General features: G+C 72.3%; 19 protein-coding genes. 7 read left to right on the top strand and 12 right to left on the bottom strand.

Annotation, left to right across the window (positions count from 1 at the left end; translation table 11 throughout):
* Positions 1-11 precede the first annotated feature (11 nt).
* From AB0Q90_RS14330 to AB0Q90_RS14345, 4 genes are all read right to left on the bottom strand, one after another.
* Entirely contained in the window at positions 12-539 is a 528-nt protein-coding gene (locus AB0Q90_RS14330) for a hypothetical protein (RefSeq protein ID WP_363165163.1), read from the bottom strand.
* A gap of 11 nt (positions 540-550) precedes the next feature.
* On the bottom strand, positions 551-1,057 hold the full coding sequence (locus AB0Q90_RS14335) for a SigE family RNA polymerase sigma factor (protein ID WP_363165162.1): 507 nt from the start codon (positions 1,055-1,057) through the stop codon (positions 551-553).
* 152 nt (positions 1,058-1,209) lie between these two features.
* Positions 1,210-3,747 (bottom strand): hypothetical protein, encoded by a 2,538-nt coding sequence (locus AB0Q90_RS14340; protein WP_363165161.1) that lies wholly within the window; start codon positions 3,745-3,747, stop codon positions 1,210-1,212.
* An 81-nt stretch (positions 3,748-3,828) separates the two neighbouring features.
* Positions 3,829-8,121, bottom strand: coding sequence for a CHAT domain-containing protein (locus AB0Q90_RS14345; protein ID WP_363165160.1), 4,293 nt, complete (start codon positions 8,119-8,121; stop codon positions 3,829-3,831).
* A gap of 67 nt (positions 8,122-8,188) precedes the next feature.
* On the opposite strand from AB0Q90_RS14345, the gene AB0Q90_RS14350 reads away from it, so the two are divergent.
* Together AB0Q90_RS14350 and AB0Q90_RS14355 are read left to right on the top strand one after the other, a co-directional pair.
* Complete coding sequence (locus AB0Q90_RS14350) at positions 8,189-8,575, top strand: hypothetical protein (RefSeq protein ID WP_363165159.1); 387 nt, start codon at positions 8,189-8,191, stop codon at positions 8,573-8,575.
* 5 nt (positions 8,576-8,580) lie between these two features.
* Positions 8,581-9,393, top strand: coding sequence for a hypothetical protein (locus AB0Q90_RS14355; protein WP_363165158.1), 813 nt, complete (start codon positions 8,581-8,583; stop codon positions 9,391-9,393).
* Positions 9,394-9,397: 4 nt separating this feature from the next.
* Here the strand turns inward: AB0Q90_RS14355 and AB0Q90_RS14360 are convergent, their stop codons facing one another.
* The 4 genes from AB0Q90_RS14360 to AB0Q90_RS14375 form a co-directional block, all read right to left on the bottom strand.
* Positions 9,398-9,949, bottom strand: coding sequence for an EF-hand domain-containing protein (locus AB0Q90_RS14360; RefSeq protein ID WP_363165157.1), 552 nt, complete (start codon positions 9,947-9,949; stop codon positions 9,398-9,400).
* Between the two features lie 124 nt (positions 9,950-10,073).
* Positions 10,074-10,754 (bottom strand): response regulator transcription factor, encoded by a 681-nt coding sequence (locus AB0Q90_RS14365; RefSeq protein WP_363165156.1) that lies wholly within the window; start codon positions 10,752-10,754, stop codon positions 10,074-10,076.
* On the bottom strand, positions 10,751-11,989 hold the full coding sequence (locus AB0Q90_RS14370) for a sensor histidine kinase (RefSeq protein ID WP_363165155.1): 1,239 nt from the start codon (positions 11,987-11,989) through the stop codon (positions 10,751-10,753). The genes AB0Q90_RS14365 and AB0Q90_RS14370 overlap by 4 nt, the downstream gene beginning before the upstream one ends.
* A gap of 79 nt (positions 11,990-12,068) precedes the next feature.
* The gene (locus AB0Q90_RS14375; RefSeq protein ID WP_363165154.1) at positions 12,069-14,270 is read right to left on the bottom strand and encodes an MMPL family transporter; all 2,202 of its coding nucleotides are present in this window, start codon (positions 14,268-14,270) and stop codon (positions 12,069-12,071) included.
* 264 nt (positions 14,271-14,534) lie between these two features.
* Here AB0Q90_RS14375 and AB0Q90_RS14380 point away from each other — a divergent pair, with 264 nt between their 5' ends.
* Positions 14,535-15,488 carry a hypothetical protein gene (locus AB0Q90_RS14380; protein ID WP_363165153.1) on the top strand — a complete coding sequence of 318 codons (954 nt, stop codon included), beginning with the start codon at positions 14,535-14,537 and terminating at the stop codon, positions 15,486-15,488.
* A 133-nt stretch (positions 15,489-15,621) separates the two neighbouring features.
* On the top strand, positions 15,622-15,789 hold the full coding sequence (locus tag AB0Q90_RS14385; protein ID WP_363165152.1) for a hypothetical protein: 168 nt from the start codon (positions 15,622-15,624) through the stop codon (positions 15,787-15,789).
* A gap of 7 nt (positions 15,790-15,796) precedes the next feature.
* Here AB0Q90_RS14385 and AB0Q90_RS14390 read toward each other — a convergent pair whose 3' ends face one another.
* Both AB0Q90_RS14390 and AB0Q90_RS14395 read right to left on the bottom strand, forming a co-directional pair.
* The gene (locus AB0Q90_RS14390; protein ID WP_363165151.1) at positions 15,797-18,685 is read right to left on the bottom strand and encodes a tetratricopeptide repeat protein; all 2,889 of its coding nucleotides are present in this window, start codon (positions 18,683-18,685) and stop codon (positions 15,797-15,799) included.
* Between the two features lie 59 nt (positions 18,686-18,744).
* Positions 18,745-19,194, bottom strand: coding sequence for a hypothetical protein (locus tag AB0Q90_RS14395; protein WP_363165150.1), 450 nt, complete (start codon positions 19,192-19,194; stop codon positions 18,745-18,747).
* Positions 19,195-19,348: 154 nt separating this feature from the next.
* On the opposite strand from AB0Q90_RS14395, the gene AB0Q90_RS14400 reads away from it, so the two are divergent.
* The 3 genes from AB0Q90_RS14400 (at position 19,349) to AB0Q90_RS14410 (ending at position 22,217) form a co-directional block, all read left to right on the top strand.
* Positions 19,349-20,077 carry a hypothetical protein gene (locus AB0Q90_RS14400; protein WP_363165149.1) on the top strand — a complete coding sequence of 243 codons (729 nt, stop codon included), beginning with the start codon at positions 19,349-19,351 and terminating at the stop codon, positions 20,075-20,077.
* Positions 20,064-20,720 carry a Fic family protein gene (locus tag AB0Q90_RS14405; protein ID WP_363165148.1) on the top strand — a complete coding sequence of 219 codons (657 nt, stop codon included), beginning with the start codon at positions 20,064-20,066 and terminating at the stop codon, positions 20,718-20,720. The genes AB0Q90_RS14400 and AB0Q90_RS14405 overlap by 14 nt, the downstream gene beginning before the upstream one ends.
* 174 nt (positions 20,721-20,894) lie before the next feature.
* Positions 20,895-22,217 carry a lipase family protein gene (locus AB0Q90_RS14410; RefSeq protein ID WP_363165147.1) on the top strand — a complete coding sequence of 441 codons (1,323 nt, stop codon included), beginning with the start codon at positions 20,895-20,897 and terminating at the stop codon, positions 22,215-22,217.
* Here AB0Q90_RS14410 and AB0Q90_RS14415 read toward each other — a convergent pair.
* Both AB0Q90_RS14415 and AB0Q90_RS14420 read right to left on the bottom strand, forming a co-directional pair.
* Entirely contained in the window at positions 22,206-22,724 is a 519-nt protein-coding gene (locus tag AB0Q90_RS14415) for a hypothetical protein (protein ID WP_363165146.1), read from the bottom strand. The two genes, AB0Q90_RS14410 and AB0Q90_RS14415, sit on opposite strands and share 12 nt — an antisense overlap.
* Positions 22,725-22,821: 97 nt before the next feature.
* Positions 22,822-23,418 carry a CGNR zinc finger domain-containing protein gene (locus tag AB0Q90_RS14420; RefSeq protein ID WP_363165145.1) on the bottom strand — a complete coding sequence of 199 codons (597 nt, stop codon included), beginning with the start codon at positions 23,416-23,418 and terminating at the stop codon, positions 22,822-22,824.
* Positions 23,419-23,457 lie beyond the last annotated feature (39 nt).

The raw sequence follows: 23,457 nt of genomic DNA on the forward strand, positions 1-23,457 counted from the left end.
GAAGGAGCCCGCTACTCGGATCCGGAGGGCGCGGTGAACGTGGGCAGCGAGGACGCGTCGATCGACGGCTCGCTCTCCGCGGTCGCCGAGGGCGAGTTGGTGGGCGGTGCGGTGGTGGCCGTGCTCTCGGGCGGAGGCGCGGAGGTCGTCCCGGTCGCCCCTCCGGTCGTGGCCGAGGGATCGGGGGTCTCGGGCGGCACGGGGGTCTCGGTGGCCGGGAAGGACATGCTGGGCGTGGCCGAGGGCGAGGTGCTCGGGGACGCGTCCGGGGTCGGGGACGAGGTGGGGGGCGCGGGGCTCGTCGCGGGCTTCGGGCGGGGCCCGGCCGGCTCGACCCGGGTCGCGTCGCCGGGCAGCAGGAACACCCCGACGCCGAGACCGGCGACGACCAGGACCGAGCCGACGGCCTTCTGGACGGCCCGGGCGCGCCGACGGGCCCGTACGGCCGTCCGCAGCCGGTCCCGGTGCCGTGGCTCGAAGGGTGCGGGCTCCTCGGTGTCGCGCATCAGCTGCGCCAGCCGGCGCTCGAAGTGATCCATGAGGTCCTCCTTCACCGCGCCGGCTCGATGACATCGGCCAGGAGCCGCCGCAGCCGCGCCACGCCACGGGCGGCATGGGAGCGGGCGGTACCGACCGGGCAGCCGAGCACCTCCGCCACCTGCCCTTCGGGGAGGTCCTGGTAGTAGCGCAGCACCACCGCCACGCGCTGCCGCGGCGACAACTGGGCGAGCGCCGCCTCCAGCCGGGAGCGCTCCGCCACGTCCGCGGACACATCGCCGAGCTGCGCCACGTCCGGCAGCCGTTCGACGGGGCGTTCACCCCACCACAGCCGCCGGCCCGAGCGTGCCGCGGCGCGCACCATCACCTTGCGGACGTACGCCTCCGGCGCGTCCTCCGCGACCTTGGGCCAGACGAACCAGAGCTTGACCAGGGACTCCTGCAACAGGTCCTCGGCCCGGTGCCGGTCGCCGCCGACGAGCAGCCGGGCGAGGTGGAGCAGCACCGCCCATCGGGCCGTCACGAACGCGTCGAACTCACCCGCCCGAGCCTGCTCCATGCGCCCCGTCCCCGTTCTCGCCAGTTGCCTACACCAGGGGAAAGGCACTGGACGGCGCCCGGCGCTGCACTTGGGGAGCGTGATCTGGGTCACTCCGACAGCAGTGGGCCCCCTTCGCCGGGACACGGCGAAGGGGGCCAGGTGCCCTCAGGTCACAGGACGTCGACGTAGTCGCCGGTGACCGTGGCCTTCGCCGTGGTGGTGGAGCCGGAGAAGGCGTAGCGCCAGTGGCCGTCCGTCGAGGCCGTCGCCGTGGCGGTCAGCTTTCCGGTGCTGGAGGTGGTGACCGTCTTCACGGTCGTGTACGTGGTCGCCCCCTTCTTGCGGAACTGGAGCTTCACCGACTGCCCGGCGTATCCGTGGTAGCCGCCGAGCGTCTCCCAGTCCGCGCGGGAGAGCTTGCCGGTGATGGTGAGGGTCTTGCCCTTGGCCACCGGCTCGGGGCTCGCGTTGACCGAGAGCGTCGAGTCCCGCAGGACGGGCACCGACTTGGCGGCGTGCAGGTCGACATGGCCCGTACCGTCCGCCGATTCCGCCCAGGCGGCCAGCTTCCAGGTGCCGGCGAAGGAGTTCCGGCCGAGGTTCCAGCGCGGCTCGATGTAGGCGAACTGCGCCTGGCAGGTCGACGTCGTCTCGGTGACCTTGGTGCAGGACGCGGGCCAGCTGCCGTAGAGGACGGCGCTGGGGCTGTCGTACGCGCCCTTGTACAGGTACATGTCGCCGCTGGCGATCCCCGAGGGGTCGGTGGCGGTGAACTTCGCGGTGAACTCCTGCAGCGGCTGGTCGTTCAGCTCCACCGGCTTGCTGCCGTTGACCACGATGTCGGAGATACGGGTCGCGCCGACCGTCTCGTCGCCCTGCGCCGCCGGGCCCGCGAAAGCGCGGCCGATGGTGCGGCGCAGGCTGCCGCCCTGGTCGTCGGAGGCGGTGACGCGGAGGCTGACGTAGGAGGCGGTGGCGGGGACGTCGAGGGTCGCCGAGCCGTCGGCGGCGAGGGCCAGGTCCGTCCAGGTCGTGCCGTCGTCGGCGGACCAGGCGAGCCCGGTGACCTTGGTGTTGGCCGCGGAGGACTCCGTGTTGCGGGTGGTGGCGCTCGCCTCGATCCGGACCGGACCGGCGGCGGCGCGGCCGAATCCGTCGAGGCCCGGGACGTTCAACCGGGCGTCGATCAGCGGGAGTTCCTCGCCCGAGGCGTACTGCGAGCGGAACGTCCACAGGCTGTGGACGTCCGTGGAGAGGCGGGAGTACGGGACGCGGCGGTGGACGGTCTGGTCGAGGGTGTACTGCGTCGAGATGTTCGGCAGGGTCGACGACGTCAGCGTGTCGTACGCGTCGAGGCCGTCGGCCTGGGCGTACGTGACACCGGCGGCGGAGGCGAGCTTGTACGAGTACCTCGCGCGGCTGTCGATGCCCCGATGTCCGGCCGCGTCGCCGTAGGCGTGCGGCTCGTACAGCCAGATCTTCCCGGCGTTGCGCTGCGAACCGCCCCACTCCCGGCGCAGCGGCTGGAGCGGGGCCGCGCCCAGGGTCTCGCCCGCGTTCGTGCCGGCGGCCAGGGTGCGGTCGGGCAGGTCCAGGGTCAGGTCGCCGGAGCCGTGGTTCAGCAGTCGGCTGTAGGTGACGCCCGGAGTGGCGTACTCGGTGAGCGAGGCGGCCACCGGCACGGAGGAACCGATGAACACGCCCGTCCACTCGCCGAAGGAGGGCACGCTCTGCAGGTAGGCCGTCGTGCGGGTGCCCGGGGCGGCCACCTTCGTGACGGTCTTCGCCAGCGTCGACTTGCTCACCGTCTTGACGGGCGTGGCCGGCACGGTGGAGGTGAAGCTGTGCGTGAGGTCGTAGCGGTAGGGGCTCGGCACGCTCGCCGAGGCGCCCTTCTGGGCGAGCACCTCGTGCAGGCGCAGCGAGACGCCGCTCACCGAGAACGGGGTGACGTACACCTTGTCGGGGCCCGCGCCCGCGAAGCCCGCCAGCCCACCGCCCGGGACGCTGATCCACACGGCGGCGGAGTGCCGGGTCGCGGTGGTGTCGTCCGTGCGGATCGCCGTCTCCTTGGCCGCACTCTCGTCGAAGGTGACCGTCTTGGCGGCCGTACCGACGGAGAAGGTGCGGGTGAGCAGGTAGCCCGGCTTCTGCCAGTCCTGGTGCAGCGCGACGGCGAAGTAGTCGCCCGGCGGCAGCTGCACGGTCGAGGAGGGGTTGTAGGTGTCGCCGCTGGGGACGTCGTACGACGCCCAGGTGTTGCGGTTCCAGACGTAGAAGCTCTTGGTGACGACGTCGGCGTTGGTGATGCTCAGCTTGACCGAGTACGTCGCGGCGGCGGCGTACGTCGTGTTCTCGGCGGCACCCGTCGGCAGCGCGAACTTCGCGGCCGCACGGTCCGCCGCGGACTCACCCGTCGGCCGCACGGTCAGCGTGCCGCCCGCCGAGGCGACCGAGTAGCGGCCCTCGGCGCCCTCCCCGTCCGCCGTCACACGGACGTCACGCCCGTCGACCAGCTCGACGCGTCCGCCGTTCCCCAGCTCGGCGCTCTGCTCGGTGCGGGGCGCCGCCCCCACCGTGCCGGGCTGCTCGTCGGACGACGCCGTCGCCGTCGCGGTGGGCGCGAGCAGCAGCGACGCGCTCAGCGCCGCCCCGCCCAGCGCCGCGGCGGCGCGTCTTCGCAGCCGGACACCCCTGAAAGCGGACATCAATGGCCCTCCCCTGTCCCATCCCGTTGATCAGCACACTTTAAGACCCGCTGCGGACGGCCGGCATTTGGCCTGGGCGGTCTACGTGCCCGCATGCACGTAGGCCGCCCAGATGTGCGGGCGGTCGGGGATGCGGCGGCGCAGTTGGCGGACGGTGTCGTGCAGGGCGTGGGCGGGGGTGGGGGCGTCGGGGGCCGTGGTGCGGCGGTAGAAGGCGCGGGTCATGTGGTCCGCGTGGGTGCTGTCGATCGTCCACAGGGTGCCGACGGCGGTGGGGAAACCGGCCAGCAGGAAGGAGCTGGTGATGTGGATGGCCTCGTCGGTGAGGCGTTCGGCGGTGCGGGCGGTGCCGCAGGCCGCGAGGAAGGCGAGCTGCGCCGCGCGGGGGCGGGCCCGGCAGATCTCCAGGACCGACACCGGCTCGCCGCTGGGCAGATGGAGCAGGGCGCCGGAGGGTTCCGCCGGGTCGGTGGCCGCGTGGCAGCCGAAGTGGGCCCAGGAGGCGTCGTGCAGCGCGGCGAGCACGGCCTCGCGGGTGGCCGTCGGGCCGATCAACGGCTGCCGTGCGCCGAGGAGTTCGGCCGCGTAACCGGCCGCCTCCGCTACGCCGGGCAGGTCGTCCTCGGGCGCGGCGACCAGCAGGGCGTCGCCGTGGTCGGCGGTGTCGCGCCGCCGGGTCCGGGCCCGCGCGTACGCCAGGGTCTGCAGGCCCGGCACGTACGAGGACACCACGGCGTCCAGTGCGGCGCCGCAGCCGTCGAGTTCGCAGTCGGGCTCCGTGCACTGGGCCGCGTGCAGCGGCAGGGCGCTGAAGGCGCCGGTCGGCACCCACCAGATGCGCGGCCACTCGCCGTGCCGGGGTACGGGCTCCGCCGACCCGGCGAGTTCCAGCACCGGGCGCACGATCTCGTGCCAGGTCCACGCCAGTGTCTCGCGGACGGTCCGGCCTGCGGCGACGAGCCGGAGCGGGGACGGCCGTGCCGTGCCCTGCGCGTTGATGGCGTCGACGGCCTCGCGCAGCCGCCGTGCCGTGGCGGTGATCTCGTCGGCCTCGGCGTCGAGCGGGAGGACGGTGATCGAGCGGTCGGTGACGACGAAGGCGTGGCAGTACCGCTTGCCGCCGTGGTTGAGGACGACGATCGGGCCGTCGGCCGCGAGCGCCTTCAACTCCTCGGCGGTGAGCGGCCGTAGGAAACCCTCGAAGCCGGGGAGGGTGCGGATGCGCCCCACGAGTGCGTCGAGTTCGTTGGATGCGCGCAGGCCTGCCAGCCGCGCCCACTCGGCGTCTCCGGCGGCGGCCGTCTCGGGCCGCGCGTCGAGCTGCTCGGTGAGCCGCTCGAACTCCTCCGCCACTTCGGGGTGTTCCGTGCGCAGGTCGCCGATGTCGGCTCGGGCCTCGATCCGCCGCGCCAGCAGCAGTCCCCGGCCGCGTTCGAGGAGTTCGGCGAGGCGGTCGACCTCCGGTCCTTGGAGCGTGCGTTCCAGAGGGGCGAGTTCGGGCGGGGCCTGTCCGGCTTCGACCGCGCGTACGGCCTGTTCCAGGGCCTGGAGGTGGGCGGGTACGCGGACGGCGGCCTCGCGGAGGGTGAGCCGGCCGAGGATCAGCTCGACGATCGACCGGATGTCCCCCTCGAACGTGGACAGGCCGTGCTCGGCGGACTGCTGGTCGCTGCCCCGGTCGGTGACGGCCGCCATCGCCTCGATGCCCGCTTCGAGATGGTCGAGGGCCGCCTGGGGCCGGCCCCGGCCCACCGCTCCGGCGGCGGCGCCGATCTCGCCGTGGGCGCGCATCCACACCGGGACCACGGCGCTCGGCCGGGCCTCGGGGTCCGCGACGCCGGCGAGGCGTGCCTGGACGGGCCCGAGCAGGGAGGCGACGAGCTCGTGCGGCGTGCTGCCGCCGGGGGTGTCCGTGCCGGTGGCCTCCGGCATCCCGCCCCGCCCGATGACGTCGATGAACAGGCGCATCACCGAGGCCATGTCGACCGGTGAGCCGTCCGGCGACCCCTCCTCCTCCAGGACCCGGCTCAGCGCCTCCGCCTCGGAGACGAGGGCCTTCGCCCGTTCCGGTTCGGCGGCGCGGAGCAGGACGGAGCGCTGGACGAGCGCCCGGGCGAAGGTCGTCGCGGCCATGGGCCGCATCGGGTGTCCGGCGGGACACGCCTCGAACGTCCTGCGGCACTGGTCCACGACCTCGTCGCCGAGGTCCGGTCGCGGACCGCCGCCCGGGCCCAGGGTCTCGACCAGGTCGATGTAGGCGTCGCCCATCAGGTCGTACCAGGGGACTTCGTCGCTCGCGGGCGCGGCGCGGATGATCTCGCGCATCCGGTGAGCGATGCTCCGGGCCCGTTCGAGCTGGGCCGGTTCATGGCCGAAGAGGTAGTTCTGGACGGCGATGCTGAGCTCGCTGCGCGCCGCCAGGACCGCCTGGTCGGTCTCCGTCACCACCCTGTCGCCGTACGGGATCTCGTCCACAGGCTGGGGATGGGCCGCCGCCGAGGCGCGCAGGGCGTCGGCCTCGCGCGCCGCCTCCGCGTCGAAGGTGCCGATCGACCGGGTCGCGAGGGCGTCGGCGAGGATCCGGTCCAGTTGTCCGGGCATGTCGGTGGTGTGCTCGCGGGCGTAGCGCAGCAGCTCCACGACCTCTTCGAGCTCGGCGAAGTCGCGCCGCTCGGCGGAGCGGGCGGACAGGGCGGTGCCGAGCGCGGCGGCCAGGTGGGGCCGCAGGAAGGTGTCGTCCTCGTCCGTGTCGGCGAGCATCCCGCGGAGGGTGTCGATGTCGGTGTCGAGGTTCTCGGGGGCGTCGAGGCGGACCTCGGTCAGCCGGGTCAACTGGGTGAGCAGGCCGCTCAGTTCCTCGGGCACGTCCTCGTCCGCGGTGAGGGTCATGACGGCGACGGGCAGCGCGGCCTCGAAGAGGCCCTGGCGCAGCAGGTCCGAGGCCGGGTAGCCGGGCGGGGCCGCGGCCAGCGCCTCCTCGGTCAGGCTCCGGGACTCCGCCGCGAGCGGAGCCGCGGCCGCGGTGCCGCCCAGTGCCTGCGCCCGCAGTCCGGTGAGCGCGGCCAGTACGGCGACGTAGGCGTGGCGGTTCGGCCGGTCGGCGGGGAGGGCGGCAAGGGCCGTACGGTAGCGGGCGATCCGTTCGTCCGCGCTGTCGTCGGGTTCGAAACCGGCGGCCAGGTCGAGGACTTCGAGGTCGATGTCGACGGGGCCGCCGCGCCGGCGGACCTGCTCGACGAAGCGTCCGAGCGCGGGTCCGGCCCGTTCCAGGTCGTCCGGGTCCTCGCTGTCGCCTATCCGCTGCAACTCGCTGTACGCGGCGAGGAACTCGTGGTGCTCGTCGCTCAACGCCCCCACGGAGTCGAGCAGTTGGACCCCTTCCAGGGCCGCATCCTCGTCCTCGCGCTCCCTCGCGAAGCCCACCAGGGTCCGGCCGAGGGCGGTGGTGACCTGGGGGTGGGCGGGATGGTCGGCCGGGGTGGTGGCCAGGGCCGTCCGCAGCCGTCGTACGGCGCAGGCGATACGGCCCGCGTCGTGCTCGGCGATGCCCGCCTCGGCGATGGCCGCGCCGATGTGCAGATCGCGTTCGCCGGGCCAGTTGACCGGCTTGCCGTCCAGCAGGCGCAGGAAGTGCAGTCCCTGTTCCGTCTCCGGGGTGAGCGCGCCGGCCGGTGCGGTGGCGACGAGCCGTTCGACGAGGGCGAGCGGAGGCGTGTCGAGCAGCCGGGCGGAGTCCACCACCGTGCGCAGACAGGCCGCGGCGGCCATGCGCGTGCTCTCGGGGTCGAACAGGCCCGGCCCGGCGGCGAGCCGGGTGCACACCGCGCGTCCGTAGCGGGCCGCGGCGGCCAGCCCGTCGGGGTCCGCCGCGGACTGGAATCGGGCCAGCTGGAGGTCGTGGGCATGGACGGCCAGCTCCACGAATCCCGCGTCGTCCTCGGGCCGTACGTACTCGAAGGCCGTGTCCGCCCAGGCGAGCGCCGGGTCGAGAGCGCCGGCCTCCACGCACGCCTGGCTGACCAGAAGGGCGAACCGCGCGTCGTGCGAGGGGTCGGCGGGGTCGAAGCCCTCCGTGAGCGCGTCGGGCAGCCCGGCGCCCTCCGGCGCGCGCGGGTACAGGAAGCCGAACGTGCCGAAGACGACCGTGAGGTTCCGCGCCGCGTCGGGGTCCTCGGCGCCCTGGTGCCGGAACCAGAAGGTCCAGAAGACGGCGGCGACCGAGTCGAGGTCGATCGAGTCGTCGGGCGACGGCGCGGCCTCGCACAACAGGGCCAGCGCGTCGTCCACCGCGTCCTGTGCGCGCAGGGGCGCGGGATCGCGGGCTTGTTGGGCCTCTACGAGGCGTGCGACCACTCGTTCCCGAAGCTCGGACATCGTTCTTTACATTAGTCTGACCATCTGTCAGGGGGCAGTGGTTCTCGGGACTTTCAGGGAGGCCGCCGTGGGGGACGGGGCAAAGGCGCGCAGGGTGTACGAGGACGCGGTGGAATACCTGTGCCGCAACGTCGAGGAGCTGCGCCCGCTGATCGCCGCCGCCGTCTGGGAGGCGTCCTTCCCGGTCGTACGGGACGCGGATCCGGCCGCCGCCGAGTGGCGGGACGCCGTACGCGCGCTGCACGACGCGGTCGAGGCGGCCGGGGTCCCGAACGGGCTCGGGCTGCCCGCCACCATGGGCGTGGGCGACTGGCCCGGCGCTCCCACCCCGCGGTCGGTCGGCTGGGTCTGCCCCACCAACCGCTGCGCCCGGGTCGAACTGCGCGCCGGAGCCTCGGCCGCGACCCCGGACTGCGCCCTCGGCGGCGGGCCGATGCGCCTGGTGGACGGCTGACGGCGGTGGGGCTGCTCATCGAGCTCCAGAAGCGCATACCCGACGGCTGGTTCCTGCGGCGGCTGCTGCCCGCCGCGCTGTTCGTCGTGGTCGCCGTCGTCGGCGGCGGGGAGCTGGGCCACGCCCACTGGAACGACGTCGCCCTCGCCCGCGAGCGGATCGCCGACGCGCTGCGGATGGGCGGCGGCCTGTCCGCCGACGCCGTCGCCTCGCTCGTACTGATCGGGGTGCCCGTCGTGGCGGCCGCGTTCGCGGTGCCCTACGCGGCGGCCGCGGCCGGGGCGCTGGCGTCCGGGGCCTGGCCGTGGTGGCTGATGCCGGTGGGCCGCCGGGTGACCGCGTGGCGGGTACGGCGCTGGGTACCGCCGGACATGCTGGCCCGGCAGTCCGTACGGGCCCGCGCCGACGGCCACGCCCTGCGCGCCGACCGGCTCGACGCACGGGCGGCCCGCGCCCGGGCTTCCGGCCGGCCCGACTCGCCGACCTGGTCCGGCGACCGGTTCCGGCTCACCGAGGCGAACGTCGCACGGCAGACCGGCAGCGACGTCGTGACCGGCTGGACCGCCCTCCTGCTCGGCGCCGAGGACCCGCCCCGGGCCGCCCTGGCCGAGGCCCGCGACGCCTACGACGCGGCCTGCGAGTCCCTCGTCTGGAGCGCGGCGTTCACCGTCCTCGGCGCATGGTGGTGGCCCGCGGCCCTCGCCGGCCTCCTGCTGGGCCTCGCCTCCTGGCGCTCCCTGCGCCACGCGGTGCACGCGCTGTGCCGGACGACGGAGGCGGCGTTCACCCTGCGGGACACGAACCCCCCTCAGTCCTGACCGTTCACAGGGGCCCGAGCATCCAGCTCCCCGACGAACGCGGGTCCTCACTGAAGTAGAACTCGCGGATCGCCTCCAGCAGATCGTCCCGCCCGATCAGCCCGTCCGCGTCCTTGTCCAGCCGCCCGAACACCTCACGTGCGTCCGCCTCCGGCAGGTTCATCAACGCCCCCGACCAGCGCACCTGCTCGTCCCGGGTGAGACGGCCGTCCCCGTCGGCGTCGGCGATGTCCATCAGCGCCCGCAGGAAGGGCACATACCCGGCGTCGAACGACTCGGGCGTCTCCAGCAGCCCCGCGTTGAAGGCCGCCTTGTACTCCTCCTCGCTGATCCTGCCGTCCTTGTCGGCATCGGCGACCTGCGCCAGGTGCTCCCACAGCCCGAGCGTCAGCTCCCGCAGCCGCTCCAGCCGCGGCTCCCCCGCCGCCAACGAGAACGCCTCCCCCAGCCGCCCCACCGCCAGATCGAAGTCGGCCCGCTCGACAAACCCGTCACGGTCGGTGTCATACGTCGCGAAGCGCCGCGCGAGCTTACGGTCCAGGAACTCCGAGACCATCTCAACTCCCCCTGTTTTCAGGCAGATTGACGGAACCAACGGTCAACGTACCCATGCGCCTGCCGCCCCGACACCCTGCCCCTGAGCATTGGCCGGTTGCCGATCGCTCATGTGGGTGACCGGCTCACACCCCGGTAGGCCCCGCCTGCACCAGTCCCGTCTGATAGGCGATCACGACCAGTTGGGCCCGGTCTCGGGCGTGCAGCTTGGTCATGGCGCGGTGGATGTGGGTGCGTACGGTCAGTGGGCTGAGGGTGAGGATGTCGGCGATCTCGGTGTTGGAGTTGCCCTCGGCGGCCAGGGCCATCACCTCGCGTTCGCGGACGGTGAGTTCGGCGAGGGCGTCCGGGGGTGCGAGGTGGGTGCCGGGGGCGGGGGCGGTGAGGAAGCGGGTGATGAGGGAGCGGGTCGCGTTGGGGGAGAGGAGGGCGTCGCCGGAGGCCACCGTGCGGATGCCGGCGAGCAGGGTGTCGGCGGTGACGTCCTTGCCGAGGAAGCCGCTGGCGCCGGCCCGCAGTGCCTGGGCGACGTAGTCCTCGGTCTCGAAGGTGGTGAGGATCAGCACCCGGGTCGCGGCCAGCTCCGGGTCGGCGCAGATCGCGGAGGTGCCGGCCAGGCCGTCCGTGCCCGGCATGCGGATGTCCATGAGGACGACGTCCGGGTGGTGGGCGCGGGACAGTTCCAGCGCCTCCCGCCCGTCGGAGGCCTCGGCGACGACCTCCATGTCCTCGCAGGAGTCGATCAGGATCCGGAACGTGGCCCTCAGCAGGGCCTGGTCGTCGGCGAGCAGCACCCGTACGGTCACGACGTCTCTCTTTCTGCGGCTGCGGCTGCGGCGGCCGGCTGGAGCGGCAGCGCGGTGGTGACCTCGAAGCCGCCCTCGGGGCGGGGTCCCGCGCACAGCTCGCCGCCGACGGAGTGGGCGCGTTCACGCATGCCCATCAGCCCGAAGCCGCCGGTCTGGGCGCTTTCGGGGGCGGCGACCGGGCCCTCGTTGCTGACCGTGATCTCCAGCCGGGAGTCGGCGTAGGTGAACCGGACGTGGGCGGTGCGGGCGGTGGCGTGCTTGGAGACGTTGGTGAGCGCCTCCTGCACGATCCGGAACGCGGTCAGGTCCACGCCCGGCGACAGCGGGCGGGGCACGCCCTGGGTGGTGACGGCGACGTCGAGGCCCGCCGACGCGCACACCGAGATCAGTTCGGGGAGGCGGGCGAGGCCGGGGGCGGGCTCCAGCCGCTCGCTGTCCGGGACGTCGTCCTGCCGCAGCAGCCCCAGGGTCGCCTTCAGCTCGCGCAGCGCGGAGGACGTGGTGCCGGTGAGATCGTCGAGGATCTTCTGGGTCTGCTCGGGGTTGCTGCGCGCGAGGTGGGCGGCCGTACCGGCCTGGGCGTTGGCGAGGGCCAGGTGGTGGGCGACGACGTCATGCAGTTCGCGGGCGATCCGCATGCGCTCCTCGGTGACGCGCAGCCGGGCCTCCTCCTCGCGGGTGCGCTCGGCGTGCTCGGCGCGGGCCTGGACTGCCTCCAGGTAGGCGCGCCGGAACCGGGCCATGCTTCCGGCGGCGAGCGGCAGGGCCAGCCAGAAGACGGGGCCGATCAACCGGAGCACCAGGGAGAGGCTGTCCATGGAGTCGACGACCACGTTCGCGGTCAGCATCACCACGATGATGGTGACGCCGTAGATCCGGGTGGTCTTGCGGTCGCAGTAGACGGCCATCCAGTACATCGCCGCGAGCAGCGGGGCCAGCAGCAGCGGGGTGAGCAGGTGCCCGCGCGCGACGGCGGTCACCGCGACCAGCGCGGTGACCACGACGACGGTGCGCGGCCAGGTGCGGTACTTGAGCAGCACCAGGCAGGTCAGCCCCAGCATGACCTCGGCGAACTTCCCCGGGTCCGGCGGCTCGGCCCCGGGCATGCTCAGCTGCGTACCGAGGACCGCGCAGCCGATCAGGGACAGCACCATCACGACATCGATGGCACGCGGGTAGCGCTCCGCGTACTCCTCGAAGCGATCGGTGTATCGCTCCAGGCTTCTGCTCATGGTGCTCTCTCAGGTCAGGTGCTGATGTCCATGGTGGACGACGGACGGGCCGCCCGGCATGGGCGGCCCGTCGGCCCGGTCAGGCGCGGGCGACTTCCTTCTCGGCCTGCGCCTCCTGCACCGGCGCCGGGCGGCTGAGCCCCTCGCCCTCCACGTCCACCCGCGGCAGGATCCGGTCCAGCCACTTCGGCAGCCACCAGGCCTTGTCGCCGAGCAGGGCGAGTACGGCGGGCACGATCGCCATCCGTACGACGAAGGCGTCGAAGAGCACCGCGGTGGCCAGCCCGAACCCGATCATCTTGATCATGGAGTCGCTCTCGCCGATGAATCCGGCGAACACCGCGATCATGATCAGCGCCGCGGCGACCACGACCCGGGCGCTGTGCCGGAAGCCGGACGTCACCGCCTGGGCGGGGCTCTCGCCGTGGACGTACGCCTCCCGCATCCGGGAGACGAGGAAGACCTCGTAGTCCATGGCGAGGCCGAAGACGATGCCCACCAGGAAGATCGGCATCAGGCTCATGATCGGGCCGGTCTGCTCGACGCCGAAGAGCTCCGCGCCGTGGCCCTGCTGGAAGACCACGACGACCGCGCCGAGGGCCGCCAGGACGGAGAGCAGGAAGCCGAGGGCCGCCTTCAGCGGGACGAGGACGGACCGGAAGACCACCAGCAGCAGGATGACGGCGAGGCCGACCACGACGACCAGATACGGCACGAGCGCGGACTGCACCTTCTCGGAGATGTCGATGTTCAGCGCGGTGGTGCCGGTGACCTCGAAGGACGCCCCGGTCTCGGCCTCGACGCCGGGCCGCTCGCCGCGGATCGTCGACACCAGGTCCTTGGTCTGCTCGTCGGTCGGCGCGGTGGTCGGTACGACGGAGAAGACGGCGGTGTCACCGGCCTCGTTGAAACGGGCGGGCGAGACGGAGACGACCCCGTCCGTGGCGCCGATCTCCTTGGAGATGGTGGCCGCGGCGGCCTCCGGGTCCTCGGCCCCCTTCGCGTCGACGACGACGGTCAGCGGCCCGTTGAACCCGGGTCCGAAGCCCTCGGCGAGCGCGTCGTAGGCCCGCCGCTCGGTCGTGGACGTGGCCTTGGCCTCGTCGCCGGGCATGCCCAGCTGGAGGTCCGTCATCGGCACGGCGAGCGCCCCGAGCCCGACCACGCCGAGCAGCAGCACGGGGACGGGACGGCGCAGCACGAACCGGGCCCAGCGGGTGCCGCCGTTGTCCTTGCCGGTCTCCTCGATACGGCCGCGGCGGCGGGACTTGCGCGAGAGCACGGCGTTCGGCCAGAAGCCGAGGAGGGCCGGGACGAGCGTCAGCGCGATCAGTACGGCGACGACGACCGCGCCCGCGGCGGCGAGCCCCATCTTGGTGAGCATCGGGATGCCGACCACCGAAAGACCGGCGAGCGCGATGACGACGGTGAGTCCGGCGAAGACGACCGCGGACCCGGCCGTACCGGCGGCGAGCGAGGCGGCCTCCTGCGGTGCCACCCCCTTGGCCCGCTCCTCCCGGTACCGCGAGACGACGAACAGGGCGTAGTCGATGCCGACCGCCAGGCCCAGCATCATGGCCAGCGTGCCGGTGGTCGTGGACAGTCCGAGGGCGCTGGCCAGTGCCGTGATCGTGGCCATGCTCACGGCCACGCCGATGATCGCGGTCAGCAGCGGCAGCCCGGCGGCGGCCAGCGAGCCGAAGGTCACCAGCAGCACGACGGCGGCTATGGCGACACCGATGATTTCGGCGGCGCCGCCCGGCCCGCCCTCCTCGCTCACGGCGTCCCCGCCGGCCTCGACGGTCAGCCCCGAGTCCTCGGCCCCGTGGAGGGCGTCCTCCAGGTGCGTCCTGCTCGCGTCGGTGAGGTCGGCCGGGACGACCTTGTAGGTGACGGTCGCGTACGCCGTGGAGCCGTCCTCGCTGACGGCACCCGTCTTGAAGGGATCGGCGGCGCTCGCGACCTGCGACCCGTCGCCGAGCTCGGCCACCGCCGCCTCGATGGCCTCCTTGTTCTCGGTGGCGGTGACCTTCTCACCGCCGGGAGCGACGAACACGACGCGGGCGGTGGCACCGTCGGCGGTGGTCCCGGGGAACCGCTCCTCCAGCAGGTCGAACGCCTTCTGCGACTCGATGCCCGGCATCGAGAACTCCTCGTCGGCGGCGCCCGGCGCCTTGGCGGCCCCCAGTCCCACGGCGGCCAGGACGGCCGCCCAGACCAGGGCGACGTACCAGCGTCGCCGGAAGGCCAGACGGCCCAGTCGGTAAAGGAAAGTAGCCACGGCAGGAGGTCTCCACGTGTGGGTCGGCCGGATGCCGAACGTCCCCTCCAGGCTGTCCGGGACCCCCCTGCCCTGTCGTCGTCCGGCTGCCGACACTCTCCGGTACTGAGAACGCAGTACGACGCGTCCGACGAGTCCCCCTCCGGTACTACGGAACGGGCACTCCCGTCACCCTCCCCGAGGAGAACGTTTCTTCGCTCCCCGAAAGAGTGATCCCATCCCATAGGCCGGAGACCTGGCTCGTGGTGGCTCTACGTTCCCCGCATGGTCACATCACCACATGAGGCCTCGCACCGGATCTTCCAGGACCGGCCCGAGCTCCTCACCCCCGTCTTCAAGGTGCTGGACATCCCGCTTCCCGAGAAGGGCACCTTGGACGTCATCACGTTCCCCGCCGACGCGACGGAACACCGGCCGCTCGTACGCCATGTGGACAGCGTGCTGCGGGTGGGCCCGTCCGACGGGGAGCCGTTCCTGGTCGCCGTCGAGACGCAGTTACGACGAGAGTCGGGGAAGGAGTCGAGCTGGCCGTACTACGTGGCGTATCTGCGCGCGAGATACAAGCTGCCGGTGCTGCTGCTCGTCGTGTGCCACGACCGTGCCACGGCGAAGTGGGCAAGCGGGCCGCACGCACTGGGAGCCCGCGGCTGGGTCGCCCAGCGGACGTACCCCCTCGTCGTCGGACCGGACAACCTGCCGGTCGTCACCGACGAAAGGACGGTCGAGGAGAACGTCGCCATGGCCGCCTTCTCCGCCATGGCACATAGCAGAAGCCCTCAAGGGCTGGCCATACTGGAGCCGTTGGCCCGCGTGCTGGCGGGGATGGACAACAAGAAGGCCGCCAACTACTTCTACGACATCCTGGACCAAGGCCTGGGGAAAACCCGCGCCGGGGCCAAGTGGAGGGAAATCATGAGCTTCGTCAGCTACTTCCCCGGGCGGGGCACTGTGCGCGAGACGGCGTACCTCGAAGGCAAGACCGAGGGCGAGGCGAAGGGAGAGGCGAAGGGAGAGGCGAGGGGCGAGGCGAGGGGCGAGGCAAAGTCCGTCCTGCGGAATCTCACCAACCGCGGCATCCCTGTCTCCGAAGACGTCCGCGCACGCATCTCCTCCTGCACCGACCTCGACCTCCTGGACACCTGGCTGGACCGGTCGGTCACGGTGACACGGGCGGAAGAGCTCTTCGCCGACGACTCGGAGAGCGACGGCACCGCATAAATCAGAGGCGGAGAGGTCGGTTCAGGCAAAAGCACGGAGGCAAACCATGGGTTTCGTCAGCTACTTCCCCGGGCGGGGGACCCTACGCGAAACGGCGTACCTCGAAGGCAAGGCCGAAGGCAAGGCGAGGGGTATGGCGAAGTCCATCCTGCGGGTTCTCACCGCACGCGGCATCCCCGTCCCCGACGACACCCGCGACCGCGTCACCACCTGCACCGACCTCGACCTCCTCGGCACCTGGCTGGACCGGTCGATCACCGTGGCACAGGCCGAAGACCTCTTCGCCGACGGGCAGCCCTGACCCCTCCTCACTTGTCCGGCGGGCCGGGAGGCTCCGTGCTCTCAAGTCGGCCGAGTCGGCGGCTTGTTCGTGCCAGGTCGATCAGCATGGACGTGAGGCTCGACCTGGCCTCGGGCACCAGCCGCATGTACTCGACCGCCTGCTGGTAGGCGGTGTGCGCGTCGTACAGATTCTCCCGGGCCTTGTGCATGTCGCCGATCTTGGACAGCACGGTGGCGTACGCGCCGGCGTCGGCCTTGGCGTCGAGTCGGGACAGCGAGGCGTTGAAGGCTTCCATCGCCGCGTCGTAGGCGCTTTGGTCGCCGGCCTTGCCGAGCCTCTCGTAGGCCAGGCCCACGTTGTGGAACTGCGTGGCGGCCTGCTCGCCCGCCGCCGCCCCGGCGAGTACCTGCATGCTCTCCTCCAGTTGGGCGCGTGCCTCGGGCGCCCGGCCGCAATCGAGGAAGCAGTGCGCGAGGTCGACCATGGTGATGACCAGGTTGACGGGGTTGTTCTCGTTCCTCTCGTACGGGATCACCTGCTGGTAGTAGTCGATCGCCTTCACCGGGTCGTTCGCGGCCCGGTACGTTTCGGCGAGGTCGTACAGAATGAAGCTGTACGACTTCGGCGACTTCTCGGGATCCGTGAGGTCCCGCGCCTCCTTGAAGAGGTCGATGGCCTCTGCGAACCATCGGTGTGGGCTGGTGCTGTTGTCGTCCGGCATGGCGGAAACCCCCTTGATGAGCTTTCGGGCGCGGTCCTGCAACTCGTAGGCGAGGTTGTCGCGGGTCACCAGGGTGTCGCTGTGGTCGGGGCCGAGCACTCGCTCGAAGTCCGACAGCAGTTGGCGGTACGCCTCGATGGCACGTGCCTTGTCCCCGGCCTCCGACCACCAGTACGCCAGGCGGTGCCGGGTCCTCAACGTGTCGTGATGGTCGAGGCCCAGTACGCGCTCCCGGATCACCAGCATCTGTTCGAGGTCGGTGAGGACACCCCGCACGTCCTGCGAGGCCGCCCGGGCATCCACGAGCGACTCCCTGATGAAGAGCATGTCGATGCTGTCGGCCCCGAGCACCCGCTCCGCCTCCGGGAGCATCCGCTCGAACTCCGCTACCGCACCGGACAGGTCCCCGGTCTCTCCCCGGTACCGAGCGAGATTGCGCCGCGTGGTGAACACATCGGGATGCTCCTGGCCCAGAACCCGGATGCGGTCCGGGAGCAGCTGTTCCAGGGCCAGCACGGCACCTTGCGGATCGCCTGCGGCGGCCCACCACACGGCGAGGCCCCCGCGGGCGTCCAGGGTCTTGCGGTGCTCCGGTCCCAGTACTCGTTCGTTCACGACCAGCAGCTGCTCGAACCCCGTGAGCGCCCCGAGCAGGTCACCCGCCAGAGCCCGTACATAGGCGAGTTCCTCCCTGACGGCCAGGGTGTCGGTGTGCTCCGGCCCGAGCACGCGTTCCGACTCCGCCAGCAGGTCTTCGAGGCCGGTGATCACCTCGGCCGGATCGCCGGACTGTGCGCGCAGATCTGCCCACCGCCTGCGGGCGATGAGCGTGTCGGGGTGGCAGCGTCCGAGCCGGAAGTGGGCCAGGTCCCGCAGTTCCGCAAAGTAGTCGGTGCCGGCCGAGAGTTGGCCCCAGTTCTCCAGGCTGTCGCCCGCGCGGAACAGCACCGGATGGACGCCGGACGCCCAGAGTGCGTCGCCCGAAACCGAGCGCAGCGTCGCGGTGTTGGAACGCAGGGACTGCCCGAGGTCGACGTCCCGTTCGGCCTCGGGCCACGCCGCCGCCAGCGCGTCCGCCGCCGTCCGGACGGTGCGACGCCGTTCGTCCTCCGGCTTGGACTCGTGGACAGCCCGCTGGACGAGCTGATGCGCCCGGACGGCTCGATGTGCGGTAGTGGGTGAGTAGTTGATCAGACTCAGGTCGTGCAGGGTGCGCAGGACGGCGATCGCCTGTGTCTCGGACACGGGCGAGCGGTTCCGGCCGAGGTGAGCGAGGGCGGGCCCGCCGGTCAATACGGACTGCGGTATGCCGCCCGGATCCAGCACCGAGATGATCTCGAACATGGTGCGTGCGAGACCGGTCGGAGGGGTGTTGTCGGCACAGTCGAACGACAGCGACCAGGCTGTTGCCACGGTGGCGCGCTGATGGTCGGGCAGCCAGCCGTGCCGGCCGAACAGCGCCGCGAACTCGCCCGCCACATGGTCGGCCAGCTGCCGCCGGTACCCCACGCAGCTGACTCCACCGCCGCCCAGCATGTAGGCGCCCGCCTGGGACAGGGCCAGCGGCAGGTACCCGAGGTCCCGGGCGACACCGGCGATCTCGTCGTCGGTGTCGCCGCGCCCGGCCAGGATCTTCTTCAAGTAGGCGACGGACTCTTCCTCGGTGAACGTCCCGACCTCGATACTGTGGCGCCCGAAAACCGGGCTGGTCAGGACGGGGTTGCGGCTACGCGTCGTCACCAGAGTCCGGCCGACGGGGCTGGCCGGAGGCCACAGGCCGTCCATGTCGACGGGCCTCCCCTGGTCGTCCAGCTCGTTCAGGTCGTCCAGCACGATCAACCACCTTGTGGGTACGTCCCCTTCGCCCGCCGGTGACGGCCGCTGCGGCGACGAACGCAGCCAGGAAAGGAAGTCGGCCGCGGCCGATTCGGCGTCCCCGGTCACGGTTCCGTAGATGGTGGCCGCGGCCTGGGCGTAGAGCGCGACGATCGCGGGGCGGCTGGTTGCGGTGATCCACACCAGGAGATCGAGTTCGCCGCTGTTCCACAGCGCGGTGGCGTAGTGCGTGGCGATCTGGGTCTTCCCGACGCCACCCATGCCCGTCACGACCTGCGTGAGTACGGCCGTACCGCCTTGAGCCATGGCCACCGCCAGCCGTCGGCTCTCCTCGCGCTCCATGAACGTATGGGACACCGGTGGCAGCGTGCCGACCGGACTCGACCACCCGAGCGGGCTCAGATGCGCCGGACCAGTCAGCCCTGGTTCTGGTCCGGCGGCCGAGGGACCGGGTGGTTGTGGATGGTCACGGGCCCGTTGACCGTCCCCATGGGCGAACTCTGGGGCCCCGAACTCCAGGCGGCCGACCATCCGGCCCTGCCCCGGCCCCACTCGGCGTCGAGCCGGCGCAACCTGTCCACCGCCGCGCGGCGCTCCTCGACGCCGAGCGACTCCAGCCAGCGCACGAAGAGAGTTGTCAGGGCCTGCGTCTGAGCGGCCCGGATCCGCTCGGCCTCCGCGAAGTCGCCGAACCTCAGCGCGCTTCTGGCCTGGTCCAGCTGCACGAGCTCCGTAAGCTGATCACCCCCGCGCCCGAACCAGCCCGCCACCCGTTCCCGTACGGCAGTCCATCCGTCCGTGGCCGCTGCCCCGACCACCGCCGCCCCGCCCGCCGCGGCAAGTTGCATCAAGACCTGGTCGAGCATCCCCCGTCCCCCCCCTTCGCGCGAAGGTTCCGTGCCACGAAGGTAGCGCTTCGCCCCCGGGCCTGAACACGGCTCGGTCGCAAGGCAGTTGGACGTATCGATTCACCGCAAAAATAGGGGGTGGAGACAGCGGTCCGGACGGAAGAATGATCCAGTGCAGAACTGGCTCGAACACACACTGACCTGGGACCAGGTCGACCCGGCCCGGCATCCGTTCCCCTGGGACGCGGACGAGGAACGGCAAGTCCTCCTGCTGGCCGGGGAAGTTCTGCCGGTTCAGTACCCGGGCCAGGAGCCGCGTGAGGTGCAGTACCGCAGTGCGGATGTGCTGAACGCCCTCTTCGTCGGGCGGTACGGGCTGTGGGCGCGGCACTGGAGCTGGGGTGTGGGTGAGGGTGGCGGCGGTGGGGTGGTCGGGAGTTGGTGCTGTCCGCCGCATTCCGTGACCACGCCGGAGGAGACCGCCCGGCGGGCCGTGGCCGCGCTGGTGGAGTGGCGGGAGTGGGTGGAGGAACTCGCCGGGAGGTTCGAGGAGTTGGCGCCGCCGCCGGGGGCGGATGCCGAGGCGCGCAGTTGGCATATCGAGCGGGCCGCGGTGCGGCTGGTGACGCGGGTGGTGGACCGTACGGGCGCGCAGTGCGGGTGGTACGGGATCTGCCGGGTGACGTTGGCCTGGTTTCTCATGTCGACCGGCATGAGCACCGTCGCGGCCTGGGCGGCGGTCGAGGAGGCCGTCGGCGGGAGGTTCGCGAGCTGGACCACGCCCGCGAACACGCTCGTCGACTCCGTCGGTGAGCGGCTGGCCGTCGGGCTGACCGGGGAGCTGCCGTACCGCGACCACCGGGAGCACAGCGACCTGGAGGAGTTGCATGACCGTGGTTGAGACCGGCGATTCGCTGGCCGTCTGGCGCGAGGTCAGGGAACAGGTCGGGTGGGCGGGCATCGGCGGCGGGGAGACGGGGGCGGTCGTCCCGGCCGTTGACGGGTTCGTCGCCTGGTGCGAAGGGCCGGTGCGGCGGCGGGATCCCGCGCGGGCCGGGCGGCTGCGGGACGCGTACGCCCTCGTACGCGCCGATGCCGCCGCGCGCAGGCCGCTCACGTTCACCATGCTGGCCCGCTGGCAGGGCATGGTCCTCGGGACGGGAGTGGTGCCGTTCCGGACGGGTGACGCGTACGCGAAGGGCGGGCGGGAGCGGTACGGGCTGACGCCGCACACGGCCTCGGACTTCGGCCGCTGTCTGGAGGGCAGTGCCGAGCCCGGCACACCGCTCGCGGCGCGGGCCGCGCGGACCTATCTGGACGTGGCCTTCTTCCACCCCTTCGCCGACGGCAACGCCCGTTCCGCGCTGCTCGCGCTCACCTTCGTGCTGGCCCGGGAGGGTGTGGTGCTCGGTGAAGTGGGCCCGCTCCAGACGACGCGGTACGCGGACGACCCGCTGGGCGCCGCCGATCTCGCGGAGCTGGTCGGCGTACTGATCAGAGCTTCCGCATGCGCGGTGCGTGACCGCGCGGAGCGCTGTCATTAGACACTGAGTCAAATTACCGAACCGTAACCTACCAGCCAGTACCCGAGGTAACTCCCCAGTAGGTACGGTCCTCGCGAGCCAACTTGGGGCACGGGCGCCCTCTCGGGACGACCGGGCGTGCTGTGCCGCCGTACCTCAGCACCTTCCTGCCCGCCGCTCCACAGGAGGTTCGCCATGCCCGCACGCAGACGGTTCGTGGCAGCAGCGGTCGCCGCTGCCGCCTGCCTCGGCACCCAGGCCCTGTCCGGCACCGCCACGGCGGCCGACGAGGTCGTGTCCCGGGGCGTCACCATCCCGGCCTTCTACAACCCGCCGGCCACCCTGCCCGCCGCCGACGGCACACTCGTCCGCACCGAACCGCTCCCGCTCGCCCTGCACCTGCCCAGCCTCGACGGGCCGCTCCCGGGCAGGGCGACGCGGCTGATGTACAAGTCCACCGATTCCAACGGGCAGCCCGTCGCCGTCACCGGCGCGTACATCGAGCCGACCGCCGACTGGGACGGCGAGGGACCGCGGCCCCTGGTCGCCCTCGCGCCCGGCACCATGGGGCAGGGCGACCAGTGCTCCGCGTCCATGGGCCTGGAGCACCCGTTGCAGCTCAACGGCGAGACGGTGTCCGTCGGTTACGAGGACCTCGCCGTCTACCGGCTCCTCGCCAAAGGCGCCGCGGTCGTCGTCACCGACTACGCCGGCCTCGGCACGACCGACCGGCTGCACACCTACGTCAACCGCGTCGACGAGGCACACGCCCTGCTCGACGCCGCCCGCGCCGCCCGCTCGGTCGACGGAGCCTCCGTCACCGCCGCCTCCCGCGTCGGCCTGTTCGGCTACAGCCAGGGCGGCGGAGCCAGCGCCGCAGCCGCCGAACTCCAGCCCTCCTACGCCCCCGACGTCAACCTCGCCGGAACCTACGCCGGAGCACCGCCCGCCGACCTGACCGAGGTCACCCGGGCGATCGACGGCAGCGAACTGGCCGGCGCCCTGGGCTGGTCGCTCAACGGCTTCCTCCAGTCCGACCCGTCCCTGCGGCCCATCGCCGACGCCCACCTCAACTCCACCGGCCAGGCCGCGCTCACCGACCTGTCGACCATGTGCATCGGCGACGCGATCTTCCGCTACGGATACGCCAAGAGCACCAAGTGGACCACCGACGGACGGACCGTCAGCGAGATCATCGCCGCCACACCCGAGCTCCGGGACTTCCTGGACACCCAGCGCATCGGCAGGCTGAAGCCGGCCGGTCCGGTCCGGGTGGCGACCGGCATCAGCGACAACCTCGTCCCGCACGCCCAGGCCCGCCGCCTCGCCACCGACTGGTGCGACAAGGGTGCGAACGTCAGCTACGAGGCCGTACTCCTGCCGCCCGTGGGCAGCGCCCTGCTCAACCACGCGGCCCCGCTCCTGACCGACCAGGGCGCGGCCGTCTCCTGGCTGACGGACCGCCTGAAGGGCAAGCAGGCCCGCTCCAACTGCTGGAGCATGCCGCTACAGCCCTGACGTACTGCGTCCCCGGGCCCGGTGCCGCTTGGCGTACGACCAGGTCACCGCCGCCATCAGGCCCGGGATGGCGAACAGCGGGGCGAAGGTGACGGCCCAGACGGTCTGGGCCGTCCCGCTCGTCATGTACGTCTGGCTCTCGACGGTGAAGGCGACCACGAGTTGCCACAGCGCCACCAGGACGAGGACACCCGAGACGGTCCAGGCCAGTGCGGCGAGGGCCCGTGGGCGCAGCGGCCGCCACCGGTCGCTGACGAGCAGCAGCGGGAACAGGGCGGCCAGTTCGGCGAGAACGGAGAGGCCGACGACGTAGGCGATGCCCCAGCCCGGGATGTCGAAGACGTCGCGCAGCACCCGGTCGCTGTATCCCACGTAGACACCCGAGGCCATGGCGATGCGCCACAGGCCGGAGGGGAGTGCGCACAGAGGGATCGCGTGGGCGGCGCGGCGCGCCCACACGGGTGCCGTCGCGTCGAGCGGAGCGGTCGCTGTCGTCATGGCCCCCATCCTGGCCAGGGCCGCGGCGGCCGCGCTTCCTCCCCTGCGGCCGACCCTCTCCGCCCCGCGGAGGAGGGCGCCCGCACCGAGGGAGGAGCCGGCTCGGTCAGTCTTCCTGGGGCTGCGTCCGCCGCGCATAGGCGCGGGCCGCCCGCGCCCGGTCCCCGCAGCGTGTGGAGCACCAGTGGCGGCGGCCGTGGCGGAGCAGGTAGCGGTTGCAGGGCGGGGACCCGCAGGCCGTGAGGCGCTCGGCGTCGGGGCCGGTGAGGAGGTCGGCGGCGTCGGCCGCGAGGACGGCCAGGGCGTGTTCGAGGATCTGGTCGACCGGGTGCGCGGCGGACCGGTACAGGCCGCGGGTGATGTCCCAGTGCAGCAGGGAGGCGGCCGGCGCCCGGGTGAGCGCTTCGTTGACCGCGGCCAGCGCGTCCGCGGGCGCGGGGACCCCGGCCAGCCGGGAGGCGAGCAGCGCCCGGATCTGCTCGCGCAGTGATCGCAGGCGGGCCGCGCACATCTCCTGGATGCCGGACTCGGCCGGACCCAGACCGTGTTCCCGCAGCCACAGGTTGGCGGTCGCGGGCGTGCCCAGGAGGTCGATGAACTGCCCGCCCGGCAGCGCGACGGCGCTGTTGGCGAAGTCCAGGGCCGGGTACTGCTCCGCGCCCGGGGCGGGCGGCAGCGCACCCGTGTCGGCGGTCTCCCTCATGAATCTCATGGTACGCCTTGCGCCCATCCGTGAGAAAGG

Origin of the sequence: Streptomyces sp. NPDC079141, from assembly GCF_040686775.1 — a bacterium.
GTDB lineage: Bacteria > Actinomycetota > Actinomycetes > Streptomycetales > Streptomycetaceae > Streptomyces.